Origin of the sequence: uncultured Campylobacter sp., assembly GCF_938045205.1 — a bacterium.
Lineage (GTDB): Bacteria > Campylobacterota > Campylobacteria > Campylobacterales > Campylobacteraceae > Campylobacter_B.
In genome coordinates this window covers 1-14,942 of sequence record NZ_CALIMY010000077.1, presented here as the reverse complement: position 1 = coordinate 14,942, position 14,942 = coordinate 1, and the positions used below count along the sequence as shown (strand labels likewise).

15 protein-coding genes are annotated in these 14,942 nt (G+C 46.2%); all 15 read right to left on the bottom strand.

Translation table 11 applies throughout. The annotated features are described in order from the left end of the window. Nucleotides 1-1,000 (bottom strand): O-antigen ligase family protein (locus Q0198_RS04510; protein ID WP_297895487.1); only part of this gene is annotated, 1,000 nt, incomplete at its 3' end. Continuing rightward, nucleotides 997-2,073, bottom strand: coding sequence for a glycosyltransferase family 4 protein (locus Q0198_RS04505; protein WP_297895485.1), 1,077 nt, complete (start codon nt 2,071-2,073; stop codon nt 997-999). The genes Q0198_RS04505 and Q0198_RS04510, both read right to left, overlap by 4 nt. After that, on the bottom strand, nt 2,070-3,533 hold the full coding sequence (locus Q0198_RS04500; RefSeq protein WP_297895484.1) for an ELM1/GtrOC1 family putative glycosyltransferase: 1,464 nt from the start codon (nt 3,531-3,533) through the stop codon (nt 2,070-2,072). The genes Q0198_RS04505 and Q0198_RS04500 overlap by 4 nt, the downstream gene beginning before the upstream one ends. Beyond that, the gene (locus Q0198_RS04495; RefSeq protein WP_297895482.1) at nt 3,503-4,384 is read right to left on the bottom strand and encodes a lysophospholipid acyltransferase family protein; all 882 of its coding nucleotides are present in this window, start codon (nt 4,382-4,384) and stop codon (nt 3,503-3,505) included. Before Q0198_RS04495 ends, Q0198_RS04500 begins: the two co-directional genes overlap by 31 nt. Nucleotides 4,385-4,443: 59 nt before the next feature. Next, nucleotides 4,444-6,192 carry a tRNA uridine-5-carboxymethylaminomethyl(34) synthesis GTPase MnmE gene (gene mnmE / locus Q0198_RS04490; protein ID WP_297895480.1) on the bottom strand — a complete coding sequence of 583 codons (1,749 nt, stop codon included), beginning with the start codon at nt 6,190-6,192 and terminating at the stop codon, nt 4,444-4,446. 2 nt (nt 6,193-6,194) lie between these two features. Further along, the gene (locus tag Q0198_RS04485) at nt 6,195-6,950 is read right to left on the bottom strand and encodes a Jag N-terminal domain-containing protein (RefSeq protein ID WP_297895478.1); all 756 of its coding nucleotides are present in this window, start codon (nt 6,948-6,950) and stop codon (nt 6,195-6,197) included. Next, on the bottom strand, nt 6,947-8,590 hold the full coding sequence (gene yidC / locus Q0198_RS04480; protein ID WP_297895476.1) for a membrane protein insertase YidC: 1,644 nt from the start codon (nt 8,588-8,590) through the stop codon (nt 6,947-6,949). Before yidC ends, Q0198_RS04485 begins: the two co-directional genes overlap by 4 nt. Then, on the bottom strand, nt 8,580-8,927 hold the full coding sequence (yidD, locus tag Q0198_RS04475; protein WP_297895473.1) for a membrane protein insertion efficiency factor YidD: 348 nt from the start codon (nt 8,925-8,927) through the stop codon (nt 8,580-8,582). Before yidD ends, yidC begins: the two co-directional genes overlap by 11 nt. Next, nucleotides 8,924-9,232, bottom strand: a complete 309-nt coding sequence (gene rnpA / locus Q0198_RS04470; RefSeq protein ID WP_227940512.1) for a ribonuclease P protein component — start codon at nt 9,230-9,232, stop codon at nt 8,924-8,926. Before rnpA ends, yidD begins: the two co-directional genes overlap by 4 nt. 14 nt (nt 9,233-9,246) lie before the next feature. Continuing rightward, nucleotides 9,247-9,381: a 50S ribosomal protein L34 gene (gene rpmH, locus Q0198_RS04465; protein ID WP_005873223.1), complete on the bottom strand. Its 135-nt coding sequence runs from the start codon at nt 9,379-9,381 to the stop codon at nt 9,247-9,249. Between the two features lie 75 nt (nt 9,382-9,456). After that, a complete protein-coding gene (locus Q0198_RS04460) occupies nt 9,457-9,810 on the bottom strand; it encodes a hypothetical protein (protein ID WP_297895470.1) in 354 nt (117 codons plus the stop codon). Continuing rightward, nucleotides 9,807-11,165: a TolC family protein gene (locus Q0198_RS04455; RefSeq protein ID WP_297895467.1), complete on the bottom strand. Its 1,359-nt coding sequence runs from the start codon at nt 11,163-11,165 to the stop codon at nt 9,807-9,809. The genes Q0198_RS04460 and Q0198_RS04455 overlap by 4 nt, the downstream gene beginning before the upstream one ends. 13 nt (nt 11,166-11,178) lie before the next feature. Next, nucleotides 11,179-13,107, bottom strand: a complete 1,929-nt coding sequence (locus Q0198_RS04450) for a MacB family efflux pump subunit (RefSeq protein ID WP_297895464.1) — start codon at nt 13,105-13,107, stop codon at nt 11,179-11,181. A 21-nt stretch (nt 13,108-13,128) separates the two neighbouring features. Further along, nucleotides 13,129-14,313 (bottom strand): efflux RND transporter periplasmic adaptor subunit, encoded by a 1,185-nt coding sequence (locus tag Q0198_RS04445; protein WP_297895460.1) that lies wholly within the window; start codon nt 14,311-14,313, stop codon nt 13,129-13,131. Between the two features lie 64 nt (nt 14,314-14,377). Next, nucleotides 14,378-14,942: EamA family transporter (locus tag Q0198_RS04440; RefSeq protein ID WP_366111866.1), on the bottom strand; the 565-nt coding region annotated here is incomplete at its 5' end.

Sequence of the window (14,942 nt, the reverse complement as noted above, 5' to 3'; positions counted from 1 at the left end):
AGATGAGACCGAGCACGCCGCTATAAAGTAAAATTTCTAAAAATAGATTATGCGGCGCGTTATATTCGGGATGCTCAAGGACCGGGGAGCCCGGCAAATTTATATATGAGCCCAGCCCGTAGCCTAAGATAGGCTTTTCTTGCGCCATTTCTAAAATATAGCTCCAAATCACGGTTCTGCCCGAGGAGTTGCCGCTAAATAGCGCTGCTAGCCTTTGCTCAAACGACGGCGAAAGTGCGAGTAAAACGGCGAAAAGTGCGATGAAACCCAACGTGAAAAGTAGGTATTTTTTGTTTAAGCTCTTTAAATTTAGCGTGCCGTAAAACGCGAGCGCACAAAACGTACCGACCCACGCCGCTCTGGAAAATGAAAAGATCATAAAAAACGCGAATAAAAATAAAGCCGCAAATTTAAGCGCCAAAGGCCGCCGTATCGCCACCGCACTAAGGCAGAGCCCAAAGCCCATAAAAAGCCCTAAAATATTGCGGTTCGAAAGCGATCCGCTAAGTCCGCCGCGAACAGAGTCGCTTGAAAAAACGATCGCATCGGCGCTGCTTACAAGCTGATAGATCACGCTTACCGATAAAATTCCAAGCCCCACGAACAGAAAGGCGAAAACGGCGTTTTGATCAAAAAATTTAAGCTTGTAAAAATAGCAAAGTACCAAAAATATCGCGCCGTATCGAAGCACGAAAAATAGCGTGCTCTGCCACGCTTTTTTTGAGATAACCGCCTCGTTTAGGAGGTTTGAGATCGCTAGCGTTACCACTAAACAGACAAAGCAAATCGCGATAAATCGCGTCTTTTTCAAAATTTCGCTTAGAATTGCGTAGTTTTTAAAATACAATAGATGCGCCAAAAAGAACAAATTTAGCGCCGCAAATGAGATCTGATAGACCGCGTTTTTGAAAAACAGCGACGCGCACCAAAGAAGTAGCAGCGTTAAAAATGTGATCCTCCAGCCGTTAGGCGCGCCGTTTTCGTAAAAAAATTTTTTCATATTAAACTCTCATAAACCTTTATCGTTTTTTCTACCATCTGCTCTAGGCTGAAGTTTTGCGAAACGTAGCCGTAGCCGTCAAATTTCAGCTCGCGCGCGGGAGCAAACAGCTTCGCTAGCGCCTGCGCATCGCCCACGTCAAAAAAATAACCATTTTCGCCCTCTCTTACGATATCCAGCGCGCCGCCGTGGCGGGTCGCGATCACCGGGCAGTTGAGCGCTATCGCCTCAGCCATCGAGCGCCCGAAGCTCTCGGGCTTACTCGAAGCGCTTACCGTGACCGACGAGAGCGAGTAAATCTCGGCTACCTTGCTCTGCGAGCCCGTAAAAATTACGCGCTCGTCCAGTCCAAGCTCAGCTACGAGCGATTTTAGCTTGGAAAAATACTCGTCACGATCCGCTCTCGCGCCGCCTACGATCAAAATTTTAAGATTTTGTTCGCTTGCCAAAGCCGCGGCGCGGATCAGGGTTTTGTAATCCTTAATCTGCGTGATGCGCCCAACGCCCGAGACAATGAAATCATCCTGCGCGAGGTTAAAATTCTGCCGAAATTCCGCGATAAAGCGCTCGTCTAAATTTTTGGGATTAAATTTTACTAGATCGATACCGCGCGGAATGATCGTGATCTTGGCTGCGTCTACGCCGTAGCTTCGCACTACGTGATCGCGCGTATAGCCGCTTGGGCAGATGATCGCGTCCGCATCCGTCATAATTTTGCTGTAGAAATTTACGGAATTTATCCCATGCACGGTGCTTACGATCTTTGCTTTGGAGCGAGCAAATTTAACCAGCCACGCCGGCACGCGTGAGCGAACATGCACGATGTCTGGAGCGATCCCGCTTAAAATTTTACGCAGCTTTAAAACGCGCGCGGGTGCAGTGAGGATATTTTTGGAGCAAACGTCGAGCTGTACGTGCACGCCGCCCTCGTTTTCTATCTTTGGCGCCAATTTACCGCCGTTACTGATAACGAAATTTTCGATGCCGCGCCGCGCAAACTCCCTATTTAGCTCGACTACGCCGCGCTCGACGCCGCCTTCGTTAAGCTCGGGCAGGATTTGCACGACCCTCATATTTTTATCTCCCTCACAAACGCCTTAAGATCGTACTTCGCAGTCTTTTTTAGCTTCGCACCCTCGCTGTATCGCCTAGCATAGCCCGTAGAAACGAGGGCGCTTATAAAATCATCAAATTTATTATGAGCGTCTTTGCGCTTTAGGCTCAAAATGGCTACGCTCGCGCTCCCGTTAGATGCGGCCTCGCTTATCATCGAGACGCTGTCCTCGCTGATGAAGACCCACTCGCACTGCGCCAAAAAATCGCCGATCGGATTTACGTGCTCGCGGCCGTAAATCACGCTGTAATCCCAGCTGAGCTTTTCTAGCGCGCTCTCGGTAGCCCTCGGCGTGCGCGGAGAGGTCGTTAGCGCAAACTCACAGTCCGCAAACTGCGCTCTTATGCCCTCAATCTGCTTTAAAATTTCATCCCCCAACTCAAAGCAAGAATTCGGCCCGCCAATGATAAATCCGATGGATTTGCGCTGCGGCTTATACAGCCCCTGCGGGCGCGAAAAGCTAAGCGAGACGGGCGAAATTTTAAGATTTGCGCGCGGCTTTGGGCGGTCATGCGCGCCTGCGATGATGACGCTAAAATCCTTGCGGTAGCCCTTCGGATACATTAGCGCTATACTCGATTTTGCGTATCTGCGCGCGTAAAATTTCAGCGCATAATATGTCGTAGAGCCCGCGCCTACGAACAGATCGAAATCTGCGAAATTTAAATTACGATCTGATGTAGCGTCTAAATTTGCGCTATCTGATACGGCGTCTGAATTGGCACCATTCGGCGCGGCATCTAAATTTGCGCTATCTGACGCAACGAGGCTGTTTAAAGCGGGGTTGTTTAAATTTGATCCGTTTTTACGGTCCGCCGCCGTGCCGTTCCCGCAGAGATCGCACTTAAAAATTTTAAAATAAAGCCCGAAAAAATCAAGCGCGTAGGAGCAGAGCTTAAGAAGCTTGTTTGCGTAAGCGATCTTGCAAAGGCAAAACCCAAGCCCTCTTAGCTCGCAAAATGCGATGCTTTGATTCTCGTGCCCCTTGCGGCCGTCGCTTAAGATGAGCGCTTTTCGATGCGGATTTTTAGCGGCGGGCGGATTTGCAGCGGAGTTTTCGCTATTAAAATTTAGCGGTCCGCCGCCTGCGCGACATACGCAGCTTGAGGCGCCCGATCTTAAATTTTTACCTCTAAAGCTTTCACGCCGCAAAGCACAAGAGGAGCCGCCGCAAAACGATATAAAATTTTTGAAATCCGAATTTTTGCTCGCTCGCGCGGCGGCAGCGATCGCTACAAAATTTTCGCGATTTAAAATTTTACCTTCTCGCGCGGCACTACCTAAATTTACGACGCTTTGCTCTTTTACAAAAAGGCGCGAGCCCTGCAGCGCGGATAAATTCCTAACGACTCTGCGTTTGCTCTCGCCTCTTGAAATTTGCCGCGCCATCAGTCCATCTTCCAACGTTTGTGTATCCAAAACCACTGCTGCGGCGCGGTTCGCACGACCTCTTCGAAAATGTCGTTGCACTTTTGCGTGATAAATAACTCGGCTTCGTCCTTATTTAGCCCTTCAGGTAGCGGCGGAAAATCCTTAATCACGATCTCATAGCGATTATCCGCGCCGCGCCGCGCAAAAATGGGTATCAGCACGGGATGAAATTTCAAATAAAGCGACGCGATAGTCTTCGTGGTGTAGCACTGCCGTCCAAAAAAGGTCGTAAGCAGGCTGTTTTTTGTGCCCGGCTTTTGATCGGGCAGAATGCCTACGTTGCGCCCCTGCTTTAGCGCCTGCACGAGCCTGCGCATCGCATCGTCCTTGTAAATGAGGTCATTGCCGTAGCGCTCGCGAAACGGCGCCACTAGCCGCTCTTCGATCAGCTCGTTATCACTGCGACGCCCGACTACCGAGACGGGAAAGCCGTTGGCGCCAAAAAAATTAGCTAGAATTTCCCAATTTCCAAAATGTGCGGTAAAAAATAAAATCCCGTGCGGATTATCACCTTTTAGCTTTCGGACGCGCTCTAGCGCCTGCTCGCCGTTTGAAATCAGATCATCAAATTTTAGTCTGCCGTTGTAAAATAAAAGCGTGTCGGTAAGCGTCCTAGCGATACTGCGAAAATTCTCGATCGCAAGAGCGTGAAGCTCACTTTCGCTTTTTTGCGGATAGGCGGCGCGAAGGTTGTCTTGTGCGACTTTAACGCGCCTACTAAGCTTCCACGATGCAAAAAGTGCGAGCTTATCGAAAAATGCGAATATGAAGCTTTTCGGCGCGAATTTTGCAAATTTTATCAGACCCAGCGCCAAAAAATATTGGATTTTTTCCTTCATAAAGACCTCGTTTTAAATGCGAGATTATATTGAATTTTGGCTAATTAGTAGCTAAAACGCTATTTTCCGAGGCAAAAATTGCTAAACATTTCGTCTAGAATTTCATCTCGCTCAAATGGACGCGAAATACGTGCAATCGCCTCAATCGCGCGATTTATCTCAAATGCAAAAAGCTCAAGCTCGCCGCAAGCTAGGCGCTCGCTCGCGTTTTTAAGAGCCGCAAGCGCGCTCTCGCAAGATAGAATTTGCCGCTCATTGCTTAGCATAAGGCCATCGAAATTTTGAGAATTTAAGTAGCTCTCAAGCGCGGTTAAAATTTTATCCACACCCTCGTTTGCAGAAATTTCAAGTGGCGTAAAAATGGAATTTGCTTGGGTATTTTGCTTAGCGGAATTTATTGCAGAGCTATTAGGCGCGATGGAATTTACAGAATTTTGTTTAGAATCATCTTTCGTAAAATTCCCCGCAGCACAACTTGCAGTAACGCGCTCGGTATTTGACGACGCTAGTCCCGCTTTTGAGGCAAAATTCTGTTCCTTTGGATTTATGGAATTCGCAAGAGCTATTTGGCTTGTAAGCGCGGAATTTGTGGAAGTAGAATTTTGCGCGCTTAAGTCACGCTTTAAATTTTTAGCTTTTAAATTCTGCGCGCAGGAATTTAAAGAAGCGTCGCAGGTCCGACTTTGCTTTAAATTTTCGGCTGTGAAATTCTCTGATATGGGATTTTCGGCTGCGAAATTTTTTGCAGAAAAAGTCTCTAAATCATCGCCAAGATCCTCCGCGCTAGGATGAAATTTACGCGGCAAGTCGCATTTATTTAAAACGTAGATGATTTTTTTGCTTTTTTGTTCGCGCAATATTTTTAGGATCTGCGCGTCCTCGGCGTCCCATTCGCGGCTTGCGTCAAACACTGCCAAAATCACGTCTGCCTCGCTTGCAGCGCGAAGCGAATATGAAATGCCGATACTTTCGAGCTTTGAGCCGCTGTGTCTGATACCTGCAGTATCGACTATACGGATTAGATGAGTGCCTATTTGCAAGCTTTCTTCGATAAGATCGCGCGTAGTGCCCGCTTCGTCGCTCACGATAGCGCGACTAAAGCTCAGCATAGAGTTTAAAATGCTTGATTTACCGACATTGGGCTTACCCACAATCGCTACTTTAAAGCCCTCGATCAACCCCTTTCGGCTGCGGCTGATGCGAGTGATTTTTTCTAGAGAAGCGATATTTTGGCTAAGCATTTCTTGCGAGTTTTGCAGTACATCAGAAGGCAGATCATCCTCCGCGTAATCGATGCAAACCTCGACAAAAGCTAGCGTCTTAACCAGAGCCGCGCGCAGATTTGCGACGAAGTCTGCTAGCTCGCCTCGCAAGCTGCGCGATAAAATTTTAGCCGCACTTTGCGAGCGCGAATTAATCAGATCGCTTATGGCTTCGGCTTTACTAAGATCCATTTTACCGTTTAAAAACGCTCGCTTACTAAACTCGCCCGGATTTGCTATACGCGCGCCCATAGCCAGAACGGCATCTAACGCCAAGGACGAAGCCGTAAAGCCGCCGTGGGTCTGCACTTCTACGACATCTTCGCCGGTAAAGCTATGTGGAGCTTTAAAATATATCAAAATCGCCTCGCCGAACGCTTCGCCACTCTCGTCAAAAAGATTCACAAGCGTGGCATAGCGAGGTCGCAAACAGCTGCGATGTGAAAGGCTTAGAGCGATAGATAGCGCTTCCTCGCCTGAAATTCTAACTATGCAAATTCCGCCGATGCCGTGAGCCGTAGCGATAGCGGCGATAGTCTCGCTCACGATTAGCTTTTTTCGTCTACGATGACGATTTTGCCGCTACGCGTAGATTTGATGCCCACGAAACGATCTGGATATGCTTGTTTTAGCTTGTCGGCTACGATTTTGATAAATGCGCCATCAAAAGCCTTCGTGACGATACGCTCATTTCCGGAGCGTTCCACGAGCGCATTTACATAAGAATCGATAAATCGTTCTTGATTTTGTAAAAATTCCGCGATTTCAAAAACCACAGCAAGATCGTATCTGATGCTGATCCAGTTGTAAATCATATACGAAAGTGCCTTGTAGCGGTGCCCCTCTTTGCCTATCAAAAGCGCGCTATCCTCGCCTTGCAGCTTGATATAGACGGTATTTTCGTCGATTTTGCTAACATCGCTAACTTCGATATTAAACTCACTTGATCTGAAAAGTGCAGATAGCTTCTCTTTGATATCGAATAGAATTTCATCCGTCACAGCGCCCTTTTGCTTTTCTTTGCGATGTTTAGAATGCGTGGTGCGCGGACTTTGAGACTCTGATTTGTCGCCCTGCTTTTTCTCTGCTTTGCCGGCTTTATTTTGCGGGGCGCTAAATTCCAGATTTTCGCTAAATTTTTCCCCTTCGAGAACCGCTTCTATAATGGCATTTTTTTTAAAAAAGCCCAAAAATCCACCGCTTGGATGCTGCAGCACGCGCACATTAAGTTGCGTTACCGAGCATCCTAGCTCAGCTGCTGCTTTATTATATGCGTCTTTTAAATTTTCTGCTTCAATTATCATGATTTTTTCTCCGCTATTTGAGCTTGTTTATGCCTAGCAAAGGCTTTATTAATGACGTATTGCTGGATAATGGAGCAGAAATTATTTACCGTCCAGTATAACGTAAGACCCGCCGGGAACATTACGAAAAATACCGTAAAAATGAGCGGCAAGAATTTCATCATCTTCTCTTGCATCGGATCGGTAAACGTAGTCGGTGTAATCTTTTGCTGCAAAAACATCAAAATTCCCATCGTAATCGGCAGGATGTAATATGGATCTTTAAGCGACAGATCGTGGATCCACAATGCCCACTCCGCGCCCTTTAGCTCGATCGCATTAAGTAGCACGCGGTAGATCGCGAAAAATACCGGTATCTGAAGCAGTATTGGCAAGCAGCCGCCCATCGGATTGGCACCGTTTTTCTTATACAGATCCATCATATGCATCTGCAGCTTCTGCTTATCGTCCTTATATTTCTCCTGAAGCTCCTTCATCTTAGGCGCCAGATCTTTTAGCTTATTCATCGATAGCATTCCCTTGTAACTTAGCGGGAATAAGATTAGGCGGATGATGAGCGTAAGCACTACGATCGACCAACCCCAGTTACCGATATAGCCGTGCAACCAGTTTAGAAATTTAAACATCGGGCGGGCGATGAAGGTAAACCAGCCGTATTCGATAATGTGCGTAAGAGCAGGATTTATCGAGCTTAGCGTCGCGTGATCTTTCGCGCCGATATAGCCCGTAAGACTAAGATCGCCGTCCGAGCTTATGAAAACCTGCGAAATTTTATCTGCGTCAGTCACGGTCGCATTCAAGCTCTCTCCGTAAAATAGCGTCGTATAATAGCGATCGGAGCTTGCAGCGATATTTACGCCACTTATTCGCTCGTTTTTATCCACATCACCATCTTTAAAAATTTCTACGCTTTCGTTTATAGCCTGCGAGCCTGTAAAAAATGAAGCGATTTTATCTGAAATTCCTGCTTCGCCAGGTTTTCCTACGATGACGCCGTGAACCGTATAGCTATCTACTTCTACGTTCGGGCGCGAGCCAGGGCTGATAAAATAACGCGCATTGCCGCTTAACTTCAGATCCAATTTATAACTACCATTCGGATAAAAGGTAAGAATTTTATTTATGCTAACGGCGCCTAAACTTTGACTTAATGTAACGCTAGCCTCTCCGTTTCGTGCGTCCAGCTCGCCAGATGAGGCGCTGTAAGGAGTATCGAAAGCCATTGCATTCAACGCCGCGTCCTCGAAGCGCATCTCAAGCGGTTTAGAATGTGATTTAGGATCGATCAAATTTATCGCATCGCCGTTTTCGTCACGGAATTTAGCATCGTTTAGTATATACGAGCTTATGCGACCGAGCCCGTCAATCGTAAAATTCGCTTCTTTGCCAACCACGCGCACTAACGGTGCAGAGATGGAATTTGCAGTATTTAAATTTGCTCCCTGCGCGCTCACGCTAGCGGCGGTAGTTTGCGGAGCGGACTTGGCGGCATTTTTTTGCGCGATTTGCGCCGCGGTTGCATTTGCCTCCATTGCAGCGCGAATTTTTGATAAATAAAAATGATCGTAAGCTACGAAAAATATGAGCGCAGTTGCTATCGCGATAGCAAGGCGCTTTGATTGAGGAAGTTTATCTAGCACTATTTTCTCCTAGTCGTATGACGTAATATCTATTTTTTTTATATGGTATAAACCAAAGCTTAAATTTATCCGCAGAGGCATTGCTGCTGCGGATTTTAGAAAATACGCAAAATTTGAAATTTCGCGCGATTATCGGATAATCTATGCCACCGCTAAAGAGCGGATTGCATCTTAAAATTCTAGCCGTTACAGCGCAGAGTGCGCCAAAGACGCCGTTAAACTTAAACTCATAAAGCGCGTATTCCGAACAGCTCGGATAGTAGCGGCAACAGCACGGCAGCAAGGGCGAAATAAATTTTCGATAAAACCCGATCACGGCTATAAAAAATCTCTTCATTTTACTGCGCCGATCTTTTTAAACGCCCATTTTAAATTTCGCTCAATGTCCTCAAAGCTCATATCTATAATCCGCTTTTTTGCGATTAATATAAAAATCCCGCTAACAATGGCGTCTTTTTGATTATAAAACGCTGCGCGCAAACGTCTTTTAGCGTAATTTCGCGTAACTGAATTGCCTATTTTTTTACTGGCGACTGCGCTAAATTTACGCTGCTCGCTAGCCAAAAAATACACAACAGCGCATTCGCAATGCCACTTTGCCGCACTTTTATAAACCTCCGAAAAAACGCTGCTATCGCTTATCGCAGCAAATTCGCCTACGCAGCCAATCTTCTTCTGCCTTTAGCACGTCTTGCACTTAAAACTCTGCGGCCGTTTTTTGTTTTCATGCGGACGCGAAAGCCGTGAGTGCGCTTTTTAGGGGTATTGTGGGGTTGGTACGTTCTTTTCATAACTGTTCCTTTAAGAAAATGTAAAGCGGAGATTCTATAGAAACTTTACTTAAAAACCGATAAACAAAAGCAGCCCTAGCGCCGATAAGCGTCGCCTTGCAGCTTTTTACGGCGCAGTTTTAAGTCCTGTTCATTTTTATTGTTTCGCTCCTTGATGTCTTGCATCGGCTGCTTTTTCATCGAAAAATCATCGTGGTCGCCTGCGCCTTTTGATTCACGTTGCAAATTATTTTGCAGGCTTTGCCTATCTAGTTCATTTTTTTGACGATTTAGCAGAATTTCACTATGATTTTTCTCAAATTCTGATTGTTTATCGTTCGCAACGTAAGCGCTGGCGCTAAGGCTTACTGCACCATCTTGCGCACTTAGTACCATAGAATCAGCAAATATCGCGCCGCAAAGCAGCCAAAGTATCAAAGCCTTTTTCATTTGCGTTTAAATTTGCCTGCCATCGCGCGATAGATCGCTGCCTCGTTTTGAAGCGTCAAATATCTTTGGTTTAGCTCGTTTATCTTAGCGTTTACGGCATCGGTGCGGGCTTCTAGCATATCCTTTAGCTCGCTTGAGCCCGCTTCGTATTTCGCAGCGTAAAGATCGGCAATACGCGCCTTTTCGTCATAAGCGGCACTTAAATTTTTAAGGCTAGCCAGATTGATCTGATAAATTCTATATAAATTTAGCACCTCATTCGTAGCGTTAGAGAGCGTCTTTTCGTAATTTACGACGTTTTTGCGAAAAGCGATCTCCGAAATTTTAAGGCGGTTTTCAACCCTCGCATAATCCAAAAACGGCAGACTTATGCTTACGTTGCCGCTTAAAAAATTTAGCTTGAAGCTATCGTTAGCGCTCACGCCTTGCCCGTTAGTAAGCCCTGCGCCTAAATTTACGCTAGGAAAGAAATTTAACTTAGCGGTCTGTTCGTCGTAAAAGCTGGAATTTAGCCTAGCGATCGCAGCTCTAATGTCGGGGCGATTAGCAAGCGCCGTGTAAGGCACATTTAGATCAACGCCTTGGAATTCTATGGAATTTATCGAATCGGTGTTATCATCAAACTGCAAACTGGAAGAGATGAGATTTCTCATATATTTATGATTATCCTCGATATTTTTTTGAATGCTTAAGACCTTGTTTTCAAGCCCTAGGATAGAATTTTGAATCTGCCTGTAATCTAGCTGCTCGGACTTGCCGTAATCATATTTTGCCTTGATTATTTTTTCGATTTCGCGGTAATCGCTTAAATTCTGTTTTGTCCATTTTAGCGAATCGTTTAGATAAAGCATCTCGAAGTAGCCGCTTACGACGGAATTTATAAGAGTCAGGCGAGTATTTTCAAGGTCAAACTCACTAGCTTTGGCGTTCCAGCCCTCAGCATTTACCGCCGAGCGGATCTTGCCGAAAAGATCAAGCTCATAGCTTACGTTAAAGCCCGAGCTATAGGTTTTGTTCCAATTCGAGCCGGTGCTTATGTCGCGATTAGCGCCCGCACTCCACGAGCTACTTAGCGTAGGAAAAAGATCAGCCCTGCTTAGCCCTAAATTTGCATAAGCACTCTCAACGTTTAAAGCCGCTGTTTTTAGATCGTAGTTATTCGCAAGGGCTTGATCTACAAGCTTATTTAAGTATGATTCGCCATATTTTTTATACCACAGCGTATCAATTTCATAGCTTGCATTTTCGTCCTTGAAATGCTCTACAGGCTTAAATTCGACCTCACTTTGATTTGAGGCGCAACCGCCAATAAAAACAGCTAAAACGCCGCTTAAAATTACTTTGGAATTTATCATTTTCTCTCCTTGTTTATTCTTGTGCTAAAGCATCTATCGGATTTAATCTGCTGGCGTTTCTTGCCGGCAGATAGCCAAAAACTATGCCGATCGCGGACGACGCTGCAAAGGCGATCACGAAAGGCGCGGTAGTAAATTTCATCGCAAAATCTGGGCTTATGGTATTAAATGCAAATCCAAGCGCCAAAGCGATTAAAATTCCTAAAGCTCCGCCCAGCGAGCAAAGCAAGATCGCCTCTATCAAAAATTGCTGCAAGATGTTGGATTGCTTCGCGCCGATCGCCATCCTGATGCCGATCTCGCGCGTGCGCTCGGTAACGCTTACGAGCATGATATTCATCACGCCGATGCCGCCGACGACGAGTGAGATCACCGCAATCGATGAGATCAGAATCGTCATCGTGCCGGTAGTGCTTTGTATTGTTTGTTTGATAGTATCTGCGTTCATCGTATGAAAATCCCGCGAGCCGTGTCTTTGAATAAGTAGCTGAGTTAGGCTCTCTTCGGCTACTTGAGTATTGACATCGTCTTTTATTTTGATGGTGATAGAGCTGATTTTTCGATTGCCCGTGATTTTATTCATCACAGTTGAGTACGGCGCGTAAATTCTTAAATTTTCGTTGCTTCCGAAGGCGTTTTTATCCTTGCCCGAAACTCCTATGATCTTAAGTGGCTTACCCGAAAATAAAATCGTCTTGCCGATAGGATCGGAATTTTTAAAAAATGTTTTTTTAGTGTTTGGATCGATAATCGCGACAGAGGCAGAATTTTTAATATCATCGTCGCTAAAATTTCTACCATCTTCTATATCTATGCCATTAACCGCCAAAGAATTCACGCCGCCGCCGCGCAGTTGAGCCTTGGAGCTTAAATTAGCATATGTTGCCGTACCGCTTGCAGAAGCATTCGGTGTGGCATAATCGACGTAGGGCTGGCGCGCCAAAACTTTAGAATCGCTTATCGTAAGGGTGCTCACGAAGCCCGCACGCACGTCGCCGAAATTTTTACCGGGAAAGATATCAATCGTATTGGTGCCAATTTTACGGATCTCGGATAAAATTTGCTCCTCCGAACCCTTACCGAGAGCTACTACGCAGATAACCGAGGCGATGCCGATGATGATGCCTAACATCGTCAAAATCGATCTTAGTTTATGCGAAAATATCGCGCTAATCGACATTTTAAAGCTTTCGATTAGCTGGTCTTTGCAAAATATAAAGGAATTTTTCGTTTTGATCTGCTCTTTGTTGCGCTCAAAAACCCGTTCCGTCTTTCTTTTATTGCTTAAAATTCTGCCGTCTTTGATCTCGATGATACGATCCGCAAATTCCGCAATATGCGCATCATGCGTAACTATGATGATGGTATGTCCCTCTTTGTGCAGCGCCGTTAAAATTTGCATCACCGTCTCGCCGCTTTTGCTATCAAGCGCGCCGGTGGGCTCATCGGCCAAAATCACTTCGCCACCGTTTATCAGAGCGCGGGCGATACTTACTCGCTGCTGCTGCCCGCCGCTAAGCTTGCTCGGTAAATTTTTGATGCGATCGCCAAGCTCCAGCTTATCCAAAAGCTCCACCGCCCGTTTCGTCCGTTCGCTCGCCCCTACGCCCGCATACACCGCAGGCAGCGAGACATTTGCGGTCGCGTCCATCGTAGCGATGAGATTGTATTTTTGAAAGACAAAGCCGAATTTTTTGCTTCTAAGCGCCGCAAGCTCGTCGCCGCTTAAATTCGCGGTTTCGCGACCCTCGATCTTATAGCTTCCGCTGCTTGGCGTATCGATGCAGCCGATTATATTCATCAGCGTCGATTTTCCACTTCCGGATTGCCCGATTATCGATATAAACTCGCCCGCTTCGATATTCAAGCTTACGTCCTTTAGTACGTGGATTTCGTTATCGCCGAGAATGAATTTTTTGTTTATATCTTTAAGCTCTAGCATTTTCACACCATAAAATTTTAACTAAAACACCATCGGAGGCCCGTCCATATTTAACGGCGCGGCTTTTCCGTCGGCGATGAGCACCTCATCTTTTTCATCCAAACCGCTTAAAATTTCAGTATTCAAATCGTCGCTGACGCCCGTTTTTACGTATCGCCGCTCAGGCTCTTTGCCGTTAAGCACCGTGACGTAATCGCCTCCCGCGTCGCGCTTGATAACCGAGGTAGGTAGATAGCTCGTATTGTTCGCTTCGCTTACGATTATGTTGTTTTCGGTCGTCATTCCGATCTTTAAAAAATCGTTTTCATTGTCCACTAGCATCTTTGCGTAAAAATAGATCGCACTGTCGCTGCTGCTCGAAGAATAGGACGAACCGCTAGAGGTTTTATCGTAAGTCCCGTCGCTAAGCGTGGTAAGACCCGGATCGATCTTGTAAATTTTAGCCTTTTTGATATTATCCAGATCCGATAGTATGGAGTATTCTACGTCCATTCCAACCTTTACTTTGGATATATCGCCCTCTGCGATCTGCATCTTGATCTCCATCTTGCTTAGATCGGCGATCTTTACGATAGTAGGCGTGGTTTGGTTGGAATTTACCGTTTTGCCCTCCTCTACCGGCATGGAAACGATCGTGCCGCTTATAGGAGCTGTGATTTTGGTGTAGCCGAAATTCGTCTCCGCCGTGCTTAGCTGAAGTTTGGTCTGCTCGATCTGCGCCTCAATCTGCTTTTGCTCGGCCTCTTTTAAAGCGGCGCTATTTTTGGCATTTTCCACCGCCTCTTTGGAAGCGGCGTTTCTTTTATACAGCTGCAGTTCGCGGTTATACTGCGTTTTGGCGTTTGCCGCGGCGATCTTTGCCGAAGCTAAATTTGCTTCGTGGATTAGAAGCTGCGCCTTTTGCTGCGCGATCTCGTTTTCTTGAGTGACCGAATCGATCTGCGCGATCATATCGCCCTTTTGAACCTTATCGCCCACTTTGACGTAGAGCTTTTTGATCTGACCGCTTACCTGCGCGCCCACGTCGACCAAATCCCTGGCATAAACCTCTCCCGCAGCCGTCACCGTGCCTCTGATACTGCCCTTCTCAAGCCTTGTGGTAAGGGCCTTCGGTGCCTCTTCTTGCTTAAAAAATTTGCCGTATAAGAAATATATCGCAATGACTATGAGCAGGGTAAAGGCGATAAATTTCAAGGTTTTTTTCATTTTGCCAACTTCAAATAAAATAAGGGCTAATTCTAATGTAAAAATATAAAATTTTAGTTAAATACTAAATTCTTTGCTCGCGTAGGGCGTAAAATTTCATAATCTTTTTATGCAAAATTAGCGAAACGTAGATCAGCGCCGAGCCCGCGAGCAGGCGCGCTATATCGGCGTCCTTTTGCCAAAATACCAAATTTACGACGATCGCTGCGGGAATGAGCGCGTTATTCATAATCGCAAGCACGCCGCTATCGACTTCGCACGCGCCTTTGTTCCATAAAAAATACCCCAAAGCGCTAGCTACCGTGCCCAAATACACGATCACCGCGCCTTGGGAGAAGCTGGGATTAAATTTAGAAAAATCCCCGAGCACGATCGCGGCAATCGCCGTAACCGCGGTAGCCCCCATGAAAAAGTAGCCGAAAAGCTCCTTCTGCTCGCTAAAGCCGTAGCGCTCTAGCATAAATTTATACGCGCTCTGTCCGAGCCCGAAGCATAAATTTGCGCCTTGGACTAGCAAGAAGCCCGTCAAAAACTCGGAATTTATCGCGCCGAATTTTATCACCAAAGCCCCAAGCACCGCGACTGCTGCGCTAAAAAGATATAGTGCGCGAAATCTAAGCTTAAGCGCG

Excerpts from the sequence above, each read along its gene's own strand:
- Q0198_RS04450 (WP_297895464.1), bottom strand. The coding sequence starts at position 13,107 with ATGCTAGAGCTTAAAGATATAAACAAAAAATTCATTCTCGGCGATAAC.
- yidD (WP_297895473.1), bottom strand. The coding sequence starts at position 8,927 with ATGAAGAGATTTTTTATAGCCGTGATCGGGTTTTATCGAAAATTTATT.
- Q0198_RS04460 (WP_297895470.1), bottom strand. The coding sequence starts at position 9,810 with ATGAAAAAGGCTTTGATACTTTGGCTGCTTTGCGGCGCGATATTTGCT.
- Q0198_RS04505 (WP_297895485.1), bottom strand. The coding sequence starts at position 2,073 with ATGAGGGTCGTGCAAATCCTGCCCGAGCTTAACGAAGGCGGCGTCGAG.
- Q0198_RS04455 (WP_297895467.1), bottom strand. The coding sequence starts at position 11,165 with ATGATAAATTCCAAAGTAATTTTAAGCGGCGTTTTAGCTGTTTTTATT.
- rpmH (WP_005873223.1), bottom strand. The coding sequence starts at position 9,381 with ATGAAAAGAACGTACCAACCCCACAATACCCCTAAAAAGCGCACTCAC.
- Q0198_RS04445 (WP_297895460.1), bottom strand. The coding sequence starts at position 14,313 with ATGAAAAAAACCTTGAAATTTATCGCCTTTACCCTGCTCATAGTCATT.
- Q0198_RS04495 (WP_297895482.1), bottom strand. The coding sequence starts at position 4,384 with ATGAAGGAAAAAATCCAATATTTTTTGGCGCTGGGTCTGATAAAATTT.
- Q0198_RS04485 (WP_297895478.1), bottom strand. The coding sequence starts at position 6,950 with ATGATAATTGAAGCAGAAAATTTAAAAGACGCATATAATAAAGCAGCA.